Source organism: Tsuneonella sp. CC-YZS046, from assembly GCF_035581365.1.
Taxonomy (GTDB): Bacteria; Pseudomonadota; Alphaproteobacteria; order Sphingomonadales; family Sphingomonadaceae; genus JAWKXU01.
The window spans coordinates 1,373,470-1,392,223 of record NZ_CP141590.1 but is presented as its reverse complement, the minus strand read 5'-3'; the positions used below and the strand labels follow the sequence as shown (position 1 = coordinate 1,392,223).

Sequence of the window (18,754 nt, the reverse complement as noted above, 5' to 3'; positions counted from 1 at the left end):
ATCAGCCTTCGGGGCGTTTGGATTGTGCGAATGCCAGCAGGCCACCGTAGGTTTCCAACAGTTCGCCATCGACCTCATCGTCGTCGATGACGATATGGAGACGATCCTCCATTTCGGTGAGCAGGGTGGCCACCGCCATGGAATCGAGTTCGGGAAGATAGCCGAACAAGCCCGTTTCCGCGTCAAAACCGGCGACCTGGGCTTCTCCAAGCCCCAGCACGTCAACCATGATCGACCGAAGGATGATGTCCACATCAGTGCCGTTCATGGCACCGTGATCGGAAAAGGAAGTTCTGTTCATGGGGATGTTGCCTTGCATCCGGTCGAATTCTTGCTCGCCGCCGCCCTAGCCAGCCCGAAGACGAGAGGCAACCCGGCGTGCCGTTCCCCGGAGTATGTAAGGCCAGGAGTGTGGATTTCTGGTGTCATGGCAGTCCAGCAGGAAGCGGGGGCGAACATCGTCCATCCAGTCCTTCTTGTAGCCATTGTCGCCAGTGCCGAAATCGACGATCTCCACGCGGTCCGTGTCGAGGACATGCTTCATGAGCGCGGCTGTCAGCACCGAGCCGGCGGACAGATTCTGCGCGCTCTCGATATGGGCGAGCTTGTGGATGTAGGCCGTATTGTTCTCGACCGTCCAGAATTGGGCAGCCACAGGCAAGCCTTCGTGCCTCGCTATGCCGAGGCGGATGCGGCCTGCATCGCCCTCGGCCTGGGCGAAATGGCGCAGAAGCGATGGGTCGCCTTCTTCAGGCTTCCAGCTTTGTGCATAGATTTCCTCGTATATTTCCCATGTATCATCATGAAAATAATTAGAAATATTTATTTCTACCTTCTTGGCTTTCCGCTTCAGCGTGGTGCGCAGCGCGCCAGGGCGGCTGGCCAGATATTCTCCATAATCCCTGCCCTGGACGCGCAGGATATGATTGGTGTCGCATACGGAGCGGAATACGGCCCAGCCTGCCCTGCGGAAGGCGGCTTCGATCAGGGTTGCGCTGCCGTCTTCATCCGGCAGCGGCCATAAGGTGACGCGCCTGGCATGTTGCTTCAGGTATCGCGCCGCAGCATCGAGAAGGGCGGCGCGGTGAGCGTTGGCGGTAAAAACAGGCCGCCAGATGAAGGAATACCAGTTGGCCAGCGGCTCGAGGCGATCTTTCCCCCTCTTGAGCACCATGGCCGCCAGTCCGGTTTCGGCGGATAGCTTGATCGTTACCGGCCGCACATTATCGCTGGCTTCGAGCAAGGCGAACCATTCCACGCGGTCGAAGGGGCCTTCGCTCGCGAGTTTATGGTCTTGCAGGACATTAACCTTGTCGTGATAGCTGGCCTCGATCACCCGTCCAGAATCTCCTCGGGAGCATATTACGTCATCATGCCCGTTGCGCTTGATCTCCAGCCCCGACCGCTCGATCATCTCGCCGAGGCGGGAGAGGATGGCGCATCCGCGCTGGTCTTGCGCGACCGGACCCTTACCTATCAGGCCTTAAGGAGGCGTATAGGCGTATTGGCGGCATGGCTCGCGGAGATCGCGCCGGAAAAAGGGGCGCGTATCGCGAGCTGGATGGCAAAGGGCGAATTGAGCTGTCTCCTGCCATTGGCCGCGGCCCGGGCGGGGCTGGTGCATGTGCCTATCAATCCTTTGCTCAAGCGCGCCCAGGTTGCCCATATATTGGCGGATAGCGGCGCCGTTCTGTTGATCGCCAACAAGGCGCGTCTGGCATCGTTGGAGTTGGGCGACATCCCGGCGTCATGCCGCAAGATGGAAGAAGGCGAGGCCTGGTCCGATGCGGAGGTGCTCGATCGCTTCCTGCCGCCATCGTCGGCAGATCCCGGAGAAATGGCCGCAATTCTCTATACCAGCGGTTCGACGGGCCGGCCCAAGGGCGTGGTGCTGAGCCATGCCAACCTCTGGCTGGGGGCGGTGAGCGTGGCGCATTATCTGGATCTGGCCGCGGATGACGTCGTGCTGGGCGTCCTCCCGCTTGCCTTCGATTACGGGCAAAACCAGCTTTTGAGCGCCTGGAAGGCGGGAGCCTGTGTCGTGCCGCTCGATTATCTCACCCCGCGCGACGTCATCAAGGCATGCCTGAGGCATGGCGTTACGACGCTTGCGGCCGTTCCGCCGCTTTGGGTCCAATTGGTGGAGCAGGAGTGGCCGGAAGAAGCGTCCGCTTCGATGCGCCGGCTGACCAACAGCGGGGGCGCATTGACGTCTGATCTTGTCGCCGCCCTGCGATCCACCTTTCCCAATGCGCGCATTTTCCCGATGTATGGACTTACCGAGGCGTTCCGTTCCACTTTTCTCGACCCGGCCCTGGTCGATGTGCATCCCACTTCCATGGGCAAGGCGATCCCCTTCGCGGAAGTTCTCGTCATCAATGACCGGGGCGATCTGGCCGAGGCCGATGAGGAAGGAGAACTCGTGCATTGCGGCCCGCTGGTGGCGCAAGGCTATTGGCGCGATCCGGAACGGACGGCCGAACGATTCCGGCCTGCGCCGCCGATGTCCGTGTATGGCGGCATGGCGGTATGGTCGGGGGACAGGGTCAGGCGCGCATCCGATGGCCTGCTCTATTTCGTGGGCCGCCGTGACGCCATGATCAAGAGTGCGGGCAATCGGATAAGCCCGCAGGAACTCGAGGATGTCGCGCGCGGGACCGGGCTGGTAGTGGAAGCGGTTGCGCTGGGTGTGCCCGATGAACGGCTCGGCCAGGCCATCCATCTGGTGGTGCGGCCGGTGGTTGGCGTGGACGATCCGCAGGGGCGGTTGCCGGGCTTGCTGATGAAGGAACTTCCCAATTTCATGCAGCCCAAGGTAATCCACTGGCGTGATGCCATGCCGCTCAATCCCAACGGCAAGATTGACCGCACGGCATTAATGCGGGATCTGACGGCATGAAACCGCTCGGTCCGATACCTTCCGGCTTCGATGCCGTCGATGGCGAACTTGCCGTGGGAGGCGTGCGGGCGAGCGAACTCGTCGCTCGTGCCGGAGGCACGCCACTGTTCGTTTATTCCAAAGCCATGATCGAGCAGCGGGTGGCCAAGCTTCGCTCTGCCATGCCCGATGATCTTTCGATTCATTATGCAGTAAAAGCAAATCCTTATATTCCTCTTCTGGAATCCATCAAAGGCTTGGTGGATGGATTTGACATTGCATCCGGCGGTGAACTGGAACTGGTTCGGAAGGCTGGCATCGATCTGGCCACAGTCAGCTTTGCCGGGCCGGGCAAGCGTGATTGGGAACTGGAAGCCGCGATCGCGGCCGGGGTCACGCTCAACCTGGAATCGGAAGGCGAGGCGGCTCGTGCGCTGGCCATCGCCGGGAATCTGGGCAAGCGTCCCCGTCTGGCTATCCGCGTGAACCCGGATTTCGAATTGCGCGGATCGGGCATGAAAATGGGCGGCGGCGCCAAGCCATTCGGTATCGATACGGAGCGAGTGCCGGCGCTTGCGCGAAAGATCGTCGCATCCGGAGCGGAATGGCGCGGCCTGCATATCTTCGCCGGCAGCCAGGCATTGTCTTCGGAAGCGATAATCGAGGCGCAAGGCAACACGCTGGACCTCGCGGCCCGGCTGGCCCGGGAGATCGGCGCGCCCTTGCCTCATCTCAACATGGGCGGGGGCTTCGGTATTCCATATTTTGCCGGAGACGAACCGCTCGATATCGGAGCGGTCGGCAAGGCGTTGTCAAATCGCTTTGAGAATATCCCTCAAGAGATTGCAAAAACACAATTTTGTATCGAACTGGGGCGTTATCTGGTGGGTGAGGCGGGAGTTTATCTGGCCTGCATCGTCGATCGCAAGGAAAGCCATGGCGAGCTTTACCTGGTGACTGACGGGGGGCTTCATCACCAGCTTGCGGCGTCCGGCAATTTCGGCACCGTCGTTCGCCGCAATTATCCCGTGGCGATCGCGACGCAATTCACCCGCTCGCCATCGGTTGAGGCGAGTGTGGTGGGCTGTCTCTGCACGCCGCTTGACCGGTTGGCGGACAAGGCGATGCTGCCGGATGCCCAGGTCGGCGATCTGGTCGCCATTTTCTGCGCCGGCGCCTATGGCGCGACCGCCAGCCCGGCGGCTTTTTTGGGGCAGGGGCCGGCGCTGGAGCTGCTGGTTTAGCATTCTCCGGCACACCGTCCCTTTTCGGGACGCATTCGTAATAAACTGCCGAAAGCCGCGCCGTTGGCCGAAAGGCTAACGGTATGTTCACCCTTTATCGCAATACCGCATTTCGGATCCAGGGCCTGGACGGGGATAGGGCATGTGCGCCCCGCCTCGTCCGGCCCGCCGAATCGCGAGGACGCGCACCGATGCAAAAGAACCGTTTCGCTCACATGCTGGCCGCAACCGCAGTGGCCGGGCTGACTCTTTCGGGGTGCGCTGCCGGCACTGCGACGAGGGAGCTTCAGCCCGCGCAGTTCGTCGCGATGCAGGAGGGGCCGGGCGAAGAATATGTGATCGGTCCGCTGGACGAGCTGACGATTCACGTCTGGCGCAATCCCGAACTGGGGGCGAGCGTTCAGGTGCGGCCGGATGGGCGCATCACCACTCCGCTGGTCACGGACATGCCTGCGGTCGGCAAGACTCCGGCGATGCTGGCGGAAGATGTTCGCCTGCAATTGTCCCAATATATCAACGATCCGCTGGTGTCGGTGATCGTCAACAAATTCGCGGGCACGTTCAGCCAGCAGGTTCGGATCGTGGGCGCCACGGAAAAGCCTGCGTCCATCCCCTATCGCGCGAACATGACCATTCTCGATGCGATGATCGCGGTGGGTGGACTGTCGGAATATGCGGCCGGCAACCGGGCGAAGCTGGTTCGCTTCGACAAGGAGAGCGGGAAGCAGCAGGAATACAAGCTGCGCCTGAACGACCTTCTCAAGAAGGGGGACAGCAAGGCGAATGTCCTGCTGATGCCGGGCGATGTGGTCATCATCCCCGAGAGCATGTTCTGAGGGCGCCCGCGGCATGAACGCCATCTATGATGAACTGCGCGCAGCGCTTTTTTCCATCTGGCACCGCCGATGGCTGGTGCTGGCCATAAGCTGGGCGGTGTGTCTGCTTGGCTGGCTGGCGGTCGCTTTCATTCCGAACACTTACGAATTGAAGACCCGGATATTCGTTCAGCTCGACGATGTGCTGGCCCAGCAGATCGGCATCGGCGCTGGAACCCGGCAGAAGGATATCGAAAGGGTTCGCCAGACGATTACCAGCGCGACCAATCTCGAGAAGGTCATCCGCGCCACCCGCATTGGCCAGGATATAGTTTCACCTTCGCAGATGGAGGTCGCCGTTCAGTCGCTGGCGAAGCAGATCAAGATCGTCAGCCAGCAGGACAATCTGTTCGAGATCAGCGCCCAATCCGGGCGCAGCGATTTGTCCGACGCGGAAAACGCCAGACTTGCTCAGGATATCGTTCAGAAGATGCTCGATATCTTCCGCGAGGAAAATCTCGCGGGCGATCGCGGCGAGATGCATGAGACGATACAGTTTCTGGATCAGCAGCTGGAGGCACGCCAGAAGCAGCTGGAAGCGGCGGAGCAGCGCCGCCTTGCCTTCGAGGCCCAGCATCCTGAATTGATCGGAGGTGCCGCGTCCATTGCCCAGAAGCTCGAATCGAGCCGCTCCGAAATGCGCAGCATCGATGCGGATCTGGCTGCCGCTCAGAGCGCGCTTGCCGCGATAACCGGCCAGTTGAGCAGCACTCCGCCCACCCTGATCGTCCCCGGTGTTGGCGGCGGGCCGCGAGGCACGCTGGCGCAGGCCGAGGCGGATCTTGCCGGAATGAAGGCGCGTGGACTTACCGACAATCACCCCGATGTCGTGAGTCTCAAGCAGCAGATCGCATCCTTGCGCAAGCAGGTCGCGGCCGGCGATGGAGCGGGCGGCACGCCGAACCCGGCCTATACTTCGCTCATTTCCATCCGCACGGAACGGCAGGCCAATGTCCAGGCGCTGCAGGCCCGCAAGGCTGCGCTCCAGGCCGAAATCAGCGCGATGATCGCCAATCAGACGATGGAACCCGGCGTGGCGGCGGAAGCGCAGCGCATCAGCCGGGATTACGATGTCTTGAGAGATCAATACGACAAACTTCTGAAAGATCGTGAAGAACTTCGGTTGCGTGGTCAGGTGGAGACGGAGAACAGCTCGATCCGGTTCGAGATCATCGATCCGCCGACGACACCGCGCATTCCGTCCGCGCCCAACCGGCCCCTGCTGCTTTTTGGCGTGTTGATCGTTGGCATCGGCGCCGGCGTGGGCGCGGGTTTCGCGGTGGGCCATCTGCGCTCGACCTTCGCCACCGCCAACAAGCTCGAAGATGCGCTCGATCTTCCCGTTCTGGGGACGGTGTCGTTCACTTTCACCGATGCGCGGCGGTTGATCGAAGCGAAGCGGTTCAAGCAATTCCTGGGCGGCGCAGCGGGGCTGGGCTGTCTCTTCATAGTGCTGCTGGTCGTGGAATTCGTCCAGCGCGGCTCGGTGGTCTGAGGAGGGATGGGATGACTGATCAAAGCAAGATCCCTCTGCCTGGAGATGGCGCGGACCCCGCCAGCAAATCCTTGCTTGAACGGGCGACAGAGGCTTTCGACCTTGCCGGCTTGAAGCCGGCTTCGGTTCCGAAGGATCTTCCTCCGCTGGCGAAGCGCCTGCGATCCCGCAAGCCCCGGGTCGATGATCGGCCCCCCATTGACGCCGAGGGCCGCGATGCTGCGGAACCACAGGCCGCGCCCCAGCCGCAGCAGCCTGCTCCCTCGGCGGCCTCGCCTGCTTCGGATGAGACGCCTGCAGTCGTTGCCGAGAAGCGGGTCGAACCCATCAATTTTGCTGGTGCGCCGCACCCGGTGAAGCGCGCCTGGTTGCGGGAACAGGGCCTTATCGAGCCGGAAGGGCCGGTCACGGCGCTGCTCGAAGAGTTTCGCATAATCAAGCGGCAACTCCTTCAAACTGCCAGGGAATCCGTGGCAGGGCGGGCTGCCCCCAATGGCCAGCGCATCCTGATCTGTTCGCCCCATCCGGGTGAGGGAAAGACCTTCTGCGCCGTCAACCTGGCGCTTTCCATCGCGTCGGAGCGGGACAGCGAGGTTCTGCTGGTGGATGCGGATTTCGCCAAGCCATCCATTCTTTCCGCTCTGGGAATAGCCGGCGGGCCGGGGCTGATGGACGCGCTGGCCGATCCCGCGATCAAGGTGGAGGATTGCGTCCTGCGCACCGATATTCCCGGATTGTGGGTGCTGCCTGCGGGCAACCGGACCAATTCCGATAGCGAATATCTCGCAAGCTCGCGGGCCGGCGAAGTCCTCGACCGCCTGACCCGGGGCGCGCCCGAACGCATCGTGATCTTCGATTCTCCGCCGGCTCTTGCGGCCTCTCCGGCTGCCGAGCTTGCGAAATATGTGGGGCAGGCCCTGATCGTGGTCAGGGCGGACCGGACCGGGCAAAGCGCGCTGGAGGATGCGATATCCCTCCTTTCGGCCTGCCCCGACATCAAGCTTCTTCTGAACGGCGCGCGTTTCAGCCCCAGCGGGCGGCGCTTCGGTTCCTATTACGGTTACGGGGGGTAACCATGCGATTTTGCTTGAAATTGCTGCTGTTGCCGGTTCTCGCGGCGCTTGCCGCCACCCCGGCGCTCGCTCGCGAAGGCGGCGGCGGAAGCACTGGAGGCGGGCAGCGTATCGAAGTGAGGCCCTATATCGAAGCGGCCCAGGTCCTGTCGGCGGAATTGTCCCCCGGGAACGATACGGTGACTTATACCCGGCTGGCGGCAGGCGTGGATACCTCGATCAACGGCCGCAACACCGCGGGCGAATTGTCGCTTCGCTATGCACGGACGATCGGCTGGGGCAAGGACGCCCCCGATGTGGACGAGATAACCGGCATTGCCCGCGTTTCGGCGTCGATCATCCCCCGCACCCTCACGATCGAGGCGGGCGGGCTGGCGACCCGGACCCATTTCGAGGGCAATGGCGGTTCGGTTCTCAACCCCTTCTCGAGCGATGGCGACAGCAACACCCTCTATTCGGTCTACGCCGGACCCAGCCTCCAGACCCATGCGGGCGATGTGGCCCTGACGGCCAATTACCGGATCGGCTATACCCGTCTCGAAGGGCCGGACGGCATATTGGCGGGGCCGGATGGCGATCCGGTCGATGTGTTCGACCACAGCACCGTTCATATGGCCACTCTCCATGCCGGGACGCAGCCGGGCGATGTGCTTCCGGTCGGCTTGGGCCTCGGCGCTGGCTGGTATCGCGAGGATATTTCCAACCTCGACCAGAGGGCGGAGGACAGGCATATCCGGGCCGATGTGACCGTGCCGGTCAGCCGCACCGTCGCCCTTGTCGGCGGCGTGGGGTACGAGGATGTCGAGATTTCCAGCCGCGATGCGCTGTTCGATGCGGATGGCAATCCCGTGTTCGATTCCAAGGGCCGCCTGAAAACGGACAAGAGCGCGCCGCGCGTGATGGCCTATGATGTCGAGGGGCTGATCTGGGATGTCGGCGTGATCTGGCGGCCCAGCGTGCGCACTACCCTGGAGGCCCATGTCGGCCGCCGCTATGGGGCGACAAGCTATCACGGCAGTTTCGGCTGGCAGATGACTCGGCGCAGCAGCGTGAATGTCATGGTCTATGACAATGTCGCCGGCTTCGGCGGGCAGCTCAACAATGCGCTGTCGTCCTTGCCGACCAGCTTCGACGCCGTCCGCAATGCGCTGACGGGCGATCTGAACAGCTGTGTGGGCAGCCTGGAGCAAGGTTCCTGCCTGGGCAGCGCACTCGGTTCGGTGCGGTCCGCGACCTTCAGGGGGCGTGGTATCGCGGCCAGCTATGCGGTCGATCTGGGCCGGATACAGGCCGGCATAGGCGCGGGCTACGACCGGCGGAAATTCATCGCCGCGGAAGGCACGATCCTGGCTTCGGCCAACGGTGTGATCGACGAGAATATCTGGCTTGCCGCCTATGCGAACCTGCGATTGGACCGGCGCTCGACTCTTTCGGGAGACATCCGGGCCAATTGGCTGAACAGTGGCTTTGCCAACGGTGGCGATGTTACTGCCTGGGGCGCCGGGCTGGCCTATGATCGCCTGCTGACGGACCGGCTGAGCGCCACTGCGGCGGTCCGTCTCGATGGCATAACAAGGGAGATCGAGGAGGATTCCAGCTACCTCACCGCTCTCCTCGGCATGCGTTATTCGTTCTGAGCCCAAGGAGTGATGTGATGTACGACGATTTTTACGGGCTTAGCGGCAGGCCCTTTCAGCTCACCCCGGACCCGGCCTTCTATTTCGAGAGCATTTCGCATCGCAAGGCATTGTCTTATTTGAGTTATGGATTGGCGCAGGGCGAAGGCTTCATCGTCATCACCGGCGAGGTCGGGGCGGGGAAATCCACCCTGGTCGCCCATTTGACTTCCACGGTGGACCCGGAACGGCTGACTGTCGGGCAGGTGGTGACCAGCAAGCTGGATGGCGAGGAAATCATCCATGTGGTCGCGCAATGCTTCGGCCTCGATATCGAAGGGCATGACAAGGCATCCGCCCTTGGCGCGATCGAAGGCTTTCTGCATGACGAGGCGCGGGCAGGGCGGCGATGCCTGCTGGTTGTCGATGAATTGCAGAACATGGCGATCAGCGCGCTGGAAGAGCTGCGCATGCTGTCGAACTTCCAGCTAGGCTCGCATCCGCTGCTGCAAACCCTGCTGCTGGGCCAGCCGGAATTTCGCACGACATTGCAGACCCATCCGAATCTGGAGCAGTTGCGCCAGCGCGTCATCGCGACGCATCATCTCGATGCGATGGAGGCGAGCGAGGTCGAACCCTACATCAAGCATCGTCTTTCGCGCGTGGGCTGGCGGGACAATCCCTCATTCGATCAAGGCGTGTTCGCCGAGCTTTACGAGGCGACGCGCGGCATCCCGCGCAGGATCAACCAGCTGGCCAACAGGCTGCTGTTGCTGGGCGCGGTCGAGCAACGCTCGCGCATCGACGAGATGATGCTCCGCACGGTTCTGGCGGAGATCGCCGACGACAATATTTCCAACGCCGTCGCGCCGGCCGCGCAAACGCCGGGCGAGGCCGCCAAGCCGGAAAAGCCGGAGGCCGGATCGACCGGGCAGCCGGCGGCGCTAGCTTTCGATCCGAAGCTGGTCGAAGCGATGCTGTCTGCCCGCGATGCCCGTATCGCCGAACTCCAGCAGGCGGTGGTGGAGCTTTCCCATGGCCTGGAAGACGGGCTTTCCGCCGCGCATGCGCCTGCGATCGAAGCGCTCGCCGAACGGTTGGGGCAGATCGAGGCGAAGATGGCCGAGCAGGAACGCGCCATTCGTCATACCCTGACCATGCTGATCGAGTGGATCGAAAGCGATGCAAGCCGGTCGATGGCGGCCTGAGAGGAGGCCTGGGTGAACATCGCGCGCTCTATCAATGGCTTGTCGGTCGATGTGGAAGACTGGTTTCATGTCGGCGCGTTCGAGGATGTGATCGCGCGAGGCAGCTGGGATGGCTTGACCGACCGGATCGAATGCAATGTCTCGCGCATTCTGGAGATGTTCGACGAGGCGCAGGTCAAGGCGACCTTCTTTACGCTGGGATGGGTTGCGCGCCGCCATGGTCCGCTGATGCGCCGCATCGCGGATGCGGGGCATGAACTGGCGAGCCACGGCTGGGATCATGCCCGTGTCTTCACCATGGATCGGGCACGGTTCTCGGACGACATCGCGAAGGCCCGCGCTACTATCGAAGACGCGGCGGGGGTGGCGGTGACGGGCTATCGCGCGCCCAGCTTCTCCATCGACCAGCGAACGCCCTGGGCCTATATGGTTCTTGCCGAGCATGGCTATTCCTACAGTTCCAGCGTGGCTCCGGTCGCGCACGATCATTACGGCTGGAAGGAAGCGCCGCGTTTCGCATTCCGCCCGCTTCCCTGGTCCGACCTGCTTGAAATTCCCGTCACCACGGCCGAATTTGCCGGAAGGCGTCTCGCGGCAGGCGGCGGTGGTTTCTTCCGGGTCCTGCCCTATGCCTTCTCGCGCTGGGCGATCCGCCAGGTGAATCGCCGCGACGGACGATCCGCCATCTTCTATTTTCATCCCTGGGAGATCGACCCGGACCAGCCGCGGGTCGCTGGCGCGCCGCTCAAGTCACGCCTGCGCCATTACACGAATATCGACGTCATGGCGGCGAAGCTGCGCCAGTTGATTACGGAATTCGAATGGGGCCGCATGGATGTTCTCGCCCATCGGGAAGCGATCGCCCTTGAACGGGATGCGGCATGAATGCGCCGTTTTCCCTCTCCGCTGGTATGTTGCGCCAGGCCGATCTGAACGATCCGGCGGAGTGCGCGCGGATAGAAGCCTTCGTGGCGGCCCATGCCGAAGGCAGCCTGTTTCACCGCCCGGCCTGGCTGCGGGCGGTGGAGCGGGGAACGGGGCAGCGTTCCATCGGGCTGCTGGCCGAGCAGGGCGCGGGGATCGCCGGTTGGCTTCCCTTGAGCGAGATGCATTCCCCGGTGTTCGGCCGGGCGCTGGTCTCCAGCCCGTTTGCCGTCGGGGGAGGCGCGCTTGCGGCGAGTGATGGCGTGGCCTTGCGCTTGACGGCGGCGTCGGAGGAGCTTGCGCTGCGGTGGAGCTGCGCCACGGTCGAGCTGCGCGGAGGCCCCGTTCCTTGGCACTGGACGCGACAGGCCGATTCCCATTGCGGCTTCATCGCTCCGCTTGCCGATGACGACGAGGCGCAACTGCTTGCCATTCCGCGCAAGCAGCGCGCCGAGGTGCGCAAGGGCTTGGCCGTGGATCTGACGATACGGGTCGGGCGCGGTGAGGCGGATCGCGCCTCGCACTACGCCGTCTATGCGGAAAGCGTGCGCAATCTTGGCACGCCGGTTTTTCCGCGTTCCCTGTTCGATGCGATGATGGATGAGTTTGGCGAGGACGTCGATATTCTCACGATCCAGCATCATGGGGCGCCAGTGGCGAGTGTGCTGTCCTTCTATGACCGGGGGGCGGTGATGCCTTACTGGGGTGGCGGGACGCTTGCCGCCCGCGGCCTGCGCGCCAATGACCGCATGTATTTCGAGCTGATGCTGCATGCGCGCCGACGCGGCTGCACCCACTTCGATTTCGGCCGTTCGAAAACCGATAGCGGCGCTTACCACTTCAAGCGCAATTGGGGGTTCGCGCCGGAACCCCTGCTTTATGGAACATGGTCCGCCCCCGGCGCGCCAGCGCGCGACGTCGATCCCACCAGCGATCGCCACGCGGCGCGCATCGCCCTGTGGAAACGCCTTCCGCTTCCGGTCGCGAACCGGATCGGCCCCCTCATCGCGCGGGGGCTGGGGTGAGGAAGCTGGCGGAAATCCTGTTCCTGGCGCATCGCATGCCATTCCCCCCCGATCGCGGGGACAAGATCAGGTCCTACCATGTCCTGAATGCGCTGGCCGCGATCGCGCCTGTGCATGTCGCGACATTCGCGGAGAACGAGCGGGATTTGTCGCATGAAGGCCATCTCGCCGGCATTGCGAAGAGCCATTGCCTGGTAAGGCGCGACAAGCCGCTCTGGCGGGCTGGGGTGGAAGCGCTTTTCAGTGGCAAGCCGGTGAGCCTCGCTGCCTTCCATGACGTTCGCTTGCAGGACTATGTGCGCAAGGTGATCGCGGAGCGGCGGATCGGCGCGATCTACGTCTTTTCCGGCCAGATGGGCCAATATGTGCCGGATGATTATTCGGGCCGTGTCCTGGTCGATCTGGTCGATGTCGATTCGGCCAAGTTCGAAGCATATGCCCAGGCCGGATTTCGGCCGCGCCGCTGGATCGACGCGCGGGAAGGGCGGCTTCTCGCCATCGAGGAAGGGCGGCTCGCGCGGCGTGCCCATGAGACATTGCTGGTCAGCGAAGCCGAGGCGGAACTCTTCAAATCGCGCCTCGGCGATGCGGAGGGGGCGCGGGTGAGCGCCCTGGGCAATGGCATAGATTCGGGCTTCTTCGATCCGGTTCTCAGTCAGCCCGCGCCCGCGCTGGCCTATGCCAGGGGGCCGCACATCGTCTTTACCGGGCAGATGGATTACGCTCCGAACGCGGCGGCCGCGTTGCGCCTGATGCAGAATATCCTGCCGCGAATCCGCGCGGTCCACCCCCAGGCGCAATGCCATATTGTCGGGCGCAATCCCGGCGCGGCGCTGCTTGCGCATGATCGGCACGATGGCTGCCGGGTATGGGGCGCGGTGGAGGACATTCGCCCGTTCATCGCTGCCGCAGATATCGTTGCCGCGCCTCTCGCCATTGCCCGGGGCGTACAGAACAAGGTGCTGGAAGCGATGGCCATGGCCCGCCCCGTCCTGCTCACGCCGGAGGCGGCGACAGGCATCGGCGGAGAGGATGGGGTCCATTTCGCCGTCGCCGATACGGATGAGGCACTGGCCCGCAGGGCGCTGGAAATGCTTGAGGCGCCGGAAGCCATGACCGCGATGGGCAGGGCCGCGCGCGAATATGTCGTGCGGAACCGCAGCTGGCAGTCGATGCTGTGCCGCCTGCCCGAGCTTCTGGGCCGCAGGCCCGCAGAACCGGAACGCCGCCATGTCGCGTGACACTGCGCTTCCTTATTGGCCGAAGCAGGGCGTGGCGAGCAGGGTTCCGGAAGTCTGGCGCCTGCCCTTGATATGCCTGGTCGTTGCGGCGATGGGGCTGATGGGCGCCTTCTGGCGGGACTGGTTCGCGATGGCTGACCAGTGGTGGAACAGCTCTACCTACAATCACATAATATTCGTGCCCGCCATCGTCGCATGGCTGGTGATGCTGCGCGCTCCGGAGCTGGCGCGGCTTTCACCCAGAGCCTGGTGGCCGGGCCTGTTGTTCATTGCCGGCGCCTGCTTCCTGTGGCTGCTGGGTGCGGTGTCGGGCCTCAATCTGGCGCGGCAGCTCGGCGCGGTGGCGATGCTCCAGGGCGCGGTTCTGGCCCTGCTGGGGCCGCGTGTAGCAGCCGCATTGCTGTTTCCGTTGTGTTACATGCTGTTTCTGGTCCCGTTCGGTGACGAACTGGTTCCGCCGCTGCAACTGGTCACCGCGAAGCTGACCATCGCCCTTACGCATTGGAGCGGCATTCCGGCGGTAGTGGACGGGGTGTTCATCGATACGCCGGTGGGCCTGTTCGAAGTGGCCGAGGCCTGTTCAGGGGTGAAGTTCCTGGTGGCGATGGTGGCGCTGGGCGTGCTCATCAGCCATGTCTGCTTCAAGGGCTGGGGGCGCCGCCTGGCCTTCATGGCGATCTGCATCGTGGTGCCGATCCTCGCCAATGGGGTGCGCGCGTGGGGCACGATCTACATCGCGCAATTCCGGGGGATCGAGTTCGCCGCCGGGTTCGATCATATCATCTATGGCTGGGTGTTCTTTGCGATCATTCTTGCCGTGATACTGGCTATCGCGTGGCGCTTTTTCGATCGCGCGAGCGATTCGCGCTTCATCAATGCGGATGCGATCGAGCGCTCGGCATGGCTCGCGCGTCTACCGGACGGACGCATCGGTGGGGTGGCTGCCATGGGCGAGATCGGCGCCATGGCGCTGACGGTGTTGCTATGGGCGGGGCTGGCCGGTCGCCTTTCCGCCGAAATGCCCCGGCAGATCGCCTTACCCCAGGTCCAGGGCTGGCAATTGCTGCAATTCGAGCCGCAAATCTGGTGGGAGCCGCGCGCGGAAGGGGCAAATCACCGGCTGCTGGCAAGCTATGTGGATGATCGCGGCCATAAGGTCGACGTATTCTTCGCGCTCTATGCCTCGCAGGAAGACGGCAAGGAAGCAGGCGGATTCGGCCAGGGCGCGCTGATTCCCGACACGCCATGGCGCTGGCTCGAGCCGGGTCCGGCCGTGCCCGACGCAAAGAGCGAGCGCCTGCTTGCCAATGGCCAGGTGAAGCGCCTCGCCGCGACCTATTATCGCACCGGCGGATTGCTGACCGGCAGCAATGGACGCCTCAAGCTGGCGACGATGCGGCAGCGGTTGCTGCTGGACGATGAGCCGACGATGGTTCTGATCCTTTCGGCTGAGGATCGCGCCGGGCATCCCCCGCCGGAAGAAAGCATATCCGCTCTCCGCAAGGCCGCCGGTCCGATCGATGCGTGGATGGACCGCATCGCCAAGCTTCGCTAACCGCAATCCCATGTGCGGAATTGCCGGTATCTTCCATTGCGGCACCCCGAAGCCGGTCGATCCCCATCGTGTCGAGCGCATGTGCGACGCCATGGTCCATCGCGGGCCGGACGGCAGCGGGGTGTGGACCGCGCCGGGGGTAGGGCTGGGCCATCGGCGGCTGTCGATCATCGACCTTGCCGGCTCTCCCCAGCCGATGCGCTCGGCCGACGGGCGCGCCGTCATCGTCTTCAATGGCGAAATCTACAATTACCGGGAATTGCGGCGCGAACTGGCCGAAAGCGGCGCTCAATTCCATACCGATGGCGACACGGAAGTCATTCTTGCCGCCTGGCAGCGCTGGGGGGTGGATTGTCTCCAGCATCTGCATGGCATGTTCGCCTTCGCGCTGTATGACCTCGGCGCGCGCACCTTGTTCCTGGCGCGCGACCGGCTGGGCGTGAAGCCGCTGTTCACCGCGCGATTGAGCGATGGCAGTCTGGCTTTCGCTTCGGAACTGAAGGGCCTTCTCGCCCATCCGCTGCTCCGGCGCGAGTTCGACCCGCTGGCGATCGAGGACTATCTCGCCTGGGGCTATGTCCCCGATCACCGGTCGATCCTGAAGTCGGTCGAGAAACTCGCCGCCGGGCATTACCGGCTGCTGCGCCACGATGCGGAACCGGCCGCCGCCCGATCATGGTGGGATGTCTCCTTCGAGCATCGCAGCCGTGGTTCGGAAGAGGATCTTTCGGCGCAATTACTGCACCTGCTTCGCGGCGCCGTGGGTTCGCGAATGGTCGCCGATGTTCCCCTGGGGGCGTTCCTCTCGGGCGGCGTGGACTCCTCGAGCGTCGTGGCGCTGATGGCGGAGTCCAGCAGCGTTCCGGTAAAGACCTGCTCGATCGGCTTCGATGTCGCCTCGCTTGATGAGACTTCCTATGCCGATCAGGTGGCGCGCCGCTTCGCTACCGATCATCGCAGCCGGATCGTCGGGTCCGACGATTTTCAGGAAATCGGCCGGCTCGCCGCGATGTTCGACGAGCCTTTCGCGGATGCCTCGGCCCTGCCGACCTGGCGGGTTTGCCAGCTCGCCCGGGAGAATGTCACCGTTGCCCTTTCGGGCGACGGGGCGGACGAAGCCTTTGCCGGCTATCGCCGCCAGATGTTCCATGCCCGGGAAGAAAGCGTGCGGGCGCTTTTGCCGTCACCCCTGCGCCGGAGAGTGTTCGGGGGGCTGGGCGCGATCTATCCCAAGGCGGATTGGGCGCCGCGCCCGTTTCGCGCCAGGACCACGCTGCTGTCGCTCGCCGAGGATGGCGCGTCCGGCTATGCGCGCGCATTGGCGTTCACGCCGCCGGAAATCCGCGAGAGCCTCTATTCGCCCGAGTTTCGCCGTCTGCGCGGCGATTACCGGGCGGAGCAGCCCCTCGTCGCATTGATGCGCGACGCGCCCTGCCAGTCCGGATTAGATCGGGCGCAATATGCCGATCTGAAATTCTGGCTGCCGGGCGACATACTGACGAAGGTGGACCGCACGAGCATGGCGGTAAGCCTTGAGGCAAGGGAGCCGCTGCTGGATCACCAGCTGGTGGAATTCGGCGCCCGCCTGCCTCATCGGATGCGGTTGAACGGCCGGCAGGGCAAGTTCCTGCTGAAGCGCACCATGCGCCGCTATCTGCCGGACGATATCCTGTTCCGGCCCAAGCAGGGCTTCGTCACCCCGATCGCGGATTGGCTGCGCGGGCCGCTGGCGAGCGAGGCGCGGGCGATCGCATCCAGCGCCCAGCTCGCGCAGACGGGCTGGTTCGATACGGCCAGGCTGGCCGATCTCGCGGAAGATCATATTTCCGCGAGATCGGACCATTCCCGGTTGTTGTGGCAGCTCCTGATGCTGGAGCGTTCCCTGAACAGGCTTTCGGCGGGATAAGCGCTCTAGAACCGATAGGAAACGCCGCCCTGCACGATGGTGGGGTTGAGCTTCACATCCGCGGCAGTCGGTGCGCCGAAGATGATGCCCTTCGCATCGGTTTCGATCGGCGAGTAGCTGACATTGGCGTAAAGGCCGAATTTCGGAGTCAGATGGACGTCCACGCCGCCCTGGATGACCGGGCCCCAGGCGCTGTCCACTTCGAGATCGAGCACGGAGCCGTCATCCTCGCTGAATGAAAAGAGACGGCCCACGCCGCCGCCGATGAAGGGCGAGACGGTTCCCTGATCGTTCAGGTGATAACGCAGCGTCACCGCGCCCAGCCCATAGCGCACCCGGCCAAGCTCTCCGGCGGCGGTCAGGGTTCCCTTGCCGTCCACCGTGGCTTTCGGCGGAATGCCGAAATTGACGGCGGCCGAAATGGCGGGCGAAAAGAAATAGGAGATTTCGCCGCTGGGCGTGACGTCGTTGGAAACCTTCACATTCCCGCCCGGGACGGGGGTTCCGGCAATTTCGACGTCGGCGGAAGAGTTGAACAGGACCCCCGCCGCGCCGAGCTTGAGGACGACATCTCCGGCCTTCCAGCCCTTTTCGGTTTCGGCGTGAGCGGGGCTGGCAATGGCGATCCCCGCGGCGAGCGCCAGCGGCAGCATGGCCAGCCTCGGGCCGGTTTCAAGCGATTTTGGCATCTTTTGTTTTCCCTCTTTGCACTCGCTGCTCGATGGCGAACTGCCGTTCGAGCCAATTCACGCAGAAGGTTGCGACCCCATTATCTGCGAGAATGTCCCAGTGGCCAAGGCCCGGGAACAATTGAATGGACGCCCATGGCGCGATCCGGTCCATGACGGATTTGTAGCGGTCCGGCCGGAAGCATTCGTCGCGATCGCCGCTGATGAGCAGCATCGGTATCCTGAAATCGAGCATTTCCGCCGATGCCGGGCGCGTCATGCCCGGACCGAAACCGAGAAGTGTGTCGAAGGACCATTCGCGAACGAAGCGCGGGTCGTGAAGACATGCTTCGCGGTCGAACGCCACCAGCGGACGATCGTTGAAGCGAGTGACCCCGATCAGATTGAGCGCCGCCGTGGCCGCCAGTTTCAGCCAGGCGATGCCGACCAGCCAGCCGCCGAAATAGGGCCTGAGCGATCCGCTCGCTATGCCGAGATAGGGCGCGAGCAGCAGCATTCCGTCGATGTTGCGGACATAAGGGCCATAGGCTGCGTTCAGCACAAGGCCGCCGCCGGCGGAATGGCCGGCCAGGATCACCTGCGGCCGCGCCGGATGCTGTTTCAGATGCGCGCAGAATTCACCGACGTCGCGGGCATAGCTTTCCGCGGGCGCGGAGCCTCTGGCGTTATGGCCGTGGCCGCGCATGTCGATCGTATGCACGGTCGCGGCGGATTCTTCGGCAATGTGCCGGGCCAGCTTGTGCAACTGATCGCCGAAGCAGGCCGAGCCATGTATCATCACGATCTGCCGCTCTTCCGGGCCATGGTAAGTCCGGTAAGCCAATGTTTCGCCGTCGCTTGCAGTAAATCTCCGGATCGGAGGCAATGTCCTGACATCCATCGCGCTCATCCGGGAAAGAGCCGTCAGCGACAGTTTCGGGCGCTTTCTCGTCAGGAAGAACAGGGCGGTTCGCGCGTAGGCGACCGCCTCTCTCCATCCGAAATGGATGGATTCCGTATCAGGATGCTTCCTTGCGAACATGCCA

At 63.4% G+C, this 18,754-nt stretch carries 16 protein-coding genes; 12 read left to right on the top strand and 4 right to left on the bottom strand.

The genetic code is table 11. The features are described from left to right. Position 1: 1 nt before the first annotated feature. Positions 2-301 (bottom strand): acyl carrier protein, encoded by a 300-nt coding sequence (locus tag U8326_RS06855; protein WP_324743163.1) that lies wholly within the window; start codon positions 299-301, stop codon positions 2-4. A gap of 45 nt (positions 302-346) precedes the next feature. Further along, positions 347-1,336: a GNAT family N-acetyltransferase gene (locus U8326_RS06850; RefSeq protein WP_324743162.1), complete on the bottom strand. Its 990-nt coding sequence runs from the start codon at positions 1,334-1,336 to the stop codon at positions 347-349. 36 nt (positions 1,337-1,372) lie between these two features. Between U8326_RS06850 and U8326_RS06845 the strand changes: the two genes are divergently transcribed. From U8326_RS06845 to U8326_RS06790, 12 genes are all read left to right on the top strand, one after another. Continuing rightward, a complete protein-coding gene (locus U8326_RS06845) occupies positions 1,373-2,899 on the top strand; it encodes an acyl-CoA ligase (AMP-forming), exosortase A system-associated (protein ID WP_324743161.1) in 1,527 nt (508 codons plus the stop codon). Next, on the top strand, positions 2,896-4,122 hold the full coding sequence (locus U8326_RS06840) for a pyridoxal-dependent decarboxylase, exosortase A system-associated (RefSeq protein WP_324743160.1): 1,227 nt from the start codon (positions 2,896-2,898) through the stop codon (positions 4,120-4,122). The genes U8326_RS06845 and U8326_RS06840 overlap by 4 nt, the downstream gene beginning before the upstream one ends. A 191-nt stretch (positions 4,123-4,313) precedes the next feature. Continuing rightward, positions 4,314-4,958, top strand: coding sequence for an XrtA/PEP-CTERM system exopolysaccharide export protein (locus tag U8326_RS06835; RefSeq protein WP_324743159.1), 645 nt, complete (start codon positions 4,314-4,316; stop codon positions 4,956-4,958). Between the two features lie 13 nt (positions 4,959-4,971). Beyond that, a complete protein-coding gene (locus U8326_RS06830) occupies positions 4,972-6,492 on the top strand; it encodes an XrtA system polysaccharide chain length determinant (RefSeq protein WP_324743157.1) in 1,521 nt (506 codons plus the stop codon). Positions 6,493-6,503: 11 nt separating this feature from the next. Further along, positions 6,504-7,565 carry a capsular biosynthesis protein gene (locus U8326_RS06825; RefSeq protein ID WP_324743156.1) on the top strand — a complete coding sequence of 354 codons (1,062 nt, stop codon included), beginning with the start codon at positions 6,504-6,506 and terminating at the stop codon, positions 7,563-7,565. Positions 7,566-7,567: 2 nt separating this feature from the next. After that, complete coding sequence (locus tag U8326_RS06820) at positions 7,568-9,202, top strand: preprotein translocase subunit YajC (RefSeq protein WP_324743155.1); 1,635 nt, start codon at positions 7,568-7,570, stop codon at positions 9,200-9,202. 17 nt (positions 9,203-9,219) lie between these two features. Next, positions 9,220-10,389 (top strand): XrtA/PEP-CTERM system-associated ATPase, encoded by a 1,170-nt coding sequence (locus U8326_RS06815; protein WP_324743154.1) that lies wholly within the window; start codon positions 9,220-9,222, stop codon positions 10,387-10,389. Positions 10,390-10,407: 18 nt separating this feature from the next. Beyond that, positions 10,408-11,274, top strand: coding sequence for an XrtA system polysaccharide deacetylase (locus tag U8326_RS06810; RefSeq protein ID WP_324743544.1), 867 nt, complete (start codon positions 10,408-10,410; stop codon positions 11,272-11,274). Then, on the top strand, positions 11,271-12,338 hold the full coding sequence (locus tag U8326_RS06805) for a FemAB family XrtA/PEP-CTERM system-associated protein (protein ID WP_324743152.1): 1,068 nt from the start codon (positions 11,271-11,273) through the stop codon (positions 12,336-12,338). The genes U8326_RS06810 and U8326_RS06805 overlap by 4 nt, the downstream gene beginning before the upstream one ends. Before the next feature lie 35 nt (positions 12,339-12,373). Beyond that, a complete protein-coding gene (locus U8326_RS06800) occupies positions 12,374-13,579 on the top strand; it encodes a TIGR03087 family PEP-CTERM/XrtA system glycosyltransferase (protein WP_416385520.1) in 1,206 nt (401 codons plus the stop codon). Continuing rightward, the gene (gene xrtA / locus U8326_RS06795) at positions 13,569-15,134 is read left to right on the top strand and encodes an exosortase A (protein ID WP_324743150.1); all 1,566 of its coding nucleotides are present in this window, start codon (positions 13,569-13,571) and stop codon (positions 15,132-15,134) included. The genes U8326_RS06800 and xrtA overlap by 11 nt, the downstream gene beginning before the upstream one ends. 10 nt (positions 15,135-15,144) lie before the next feature. After that, positions 15,145-17,040, top strand: coding sequence for an XrtA/PEP-CTERM system amidotransferase (locus U8326_RS06790; RefSeq protein WP_324743149.1), 1,896 nt, complete (start codon positions 15,145-15,147; stop codon positions 17,038-17,040). A gap of 5 nt (positions 17,041-17,045) precedes the next feature. Here the strand turns inward: U8326_RS06790 and U8326_RS06785 are convergent, their stop codons facing one another. Together U8326_RS06785 and U8326_RS06780 are read right to left on the bottom strand one after the other, a co-directional pair. Then, a complete protein-coding gene (locus tag U8326_RS06785) occupies positions 17,046-17,729 on the bottom strand; it encodes an OmpW/AlkL family protein (protein WP_324743147.1) in 684 nt (227 codons plus the stop codon). Further along, on the bottom strand, positions 17,713-18,750 hold the full coding sequence (locus U8326_RS06780; RefSeq protein ID WP_324743145.1) for an alpha/beta hydrolase: 1,038 nt from the start codon (positions 18,748-18,750) through the stop codon (positions 17,713-17,715). The genes U8326_RS06785 and U8326_RS06780 overlap by 17 nt, the downstream gene beginning before the upstream one ends. Positions 18,751-18,754 lie beyond the last annotated feature (4 nt).

Excerpts from the sequence above, each read along its gene's own strand:
- U8326_RS06840 (WP_324743160.1), top strand. The coding sequence starts at position 2,896 with ATGAAACCGCTCGGTCCGATACCTTCCGGCTTCGATGCCGTCGATGGC.
- xrtA (WP_324743150.1), top strand. The coding sequence starts at position 13,569 with ATGTCGCGTGACACTGCGCTTCCTTATTGGCCGAAGCAGGGCGTGGCG.
- U8326_RS06855 (WP_324743163.1), bottom strand. The coding sequence starts at position 301 with ATGAACAGAACTTCCTTTTCCGATCACGGTGCCATGAACGGCACTGAT.
- U8326_RS06790 (WP_324743149.1), top strand. The coding sequence starts at position 15,145 with ATGTGCGGAATTGCCGGTATCTTCCATTGCGGCACCCCGAAGCCGGTC.
- U8326_RS06815 (WP_324743154.1), top strand. The coding sequence starts at position 9,220 with ATGTACGACGATTTTTACGGGCTTAGCGGCAGGCCCTTTCAGCTCACC.
- U8326_RS06820 (WP_324743155.1), top strand. The coding sequence starts at position 7,568 with ATGCGATTTTGCTTGAAATTGCTGCTGTTGCCGGTTCTCGCGGCGCTT.
- U8326_RS06780 (WP_324743145.1), bottom strand. The coding sequence starts at position 18,750 with ATGTTCGCAAGGAAGCATCCTGATACGGAATCCATCCATTTCGGATGG.
- U8326_RS06800 (WP_416385520.1), top strand. The coding sequence starts at position 12,374 with ATGCCATTCCCCCCCGATCGCGGGGACAAGATCAGGTCCTACCATGTC.
- U8326_RS06845 (WP_324743161.1), top strand. The coding sequence starts at position 1,373 with ATGCCCGTTGCGCTTGATCTCCAGCCCCGACCGCTCGATCATCTCGCC.
- U8326_RS06785 (WP_324743147.1), bottom strand. The coding sequence starts at position 17,729 with ATGCCAAAATCGCTTGAAACCGGCCCGAGGCTGGCCATGCTGCCGCTG.
- U8326_RS06805 (WP_324743152.1), top strand. The coding sequence starts at position 11,271 with ATGAATGCGCCGTTTTCCCTCTCCGCTGGTATGTTGCGCCAGGCCGAT.
- U8326_RS06830 (WP_324743157.1), top strand. The coding sequence starts at position 4,972 with ATGAACGCCATCTATGATGAACTGCGCGCAGCGCTTTTTTCCATCTGG.
- U8326_RS06835 (WP_324743159.1), top strand. The coding sequence starts at position 4,314 with ATGCAAAAGAACCGTTTCGCTCACATGCTGGCCGCAACCGCAGTGGCC.
- U8326_RS06825 (WP_324743156.1), top strand. The coding sequence starts at position 6,504 with ATGACTGATCAAAGCAAGATCCCTCTGCCTGGAGATGGCGCGGACCCC.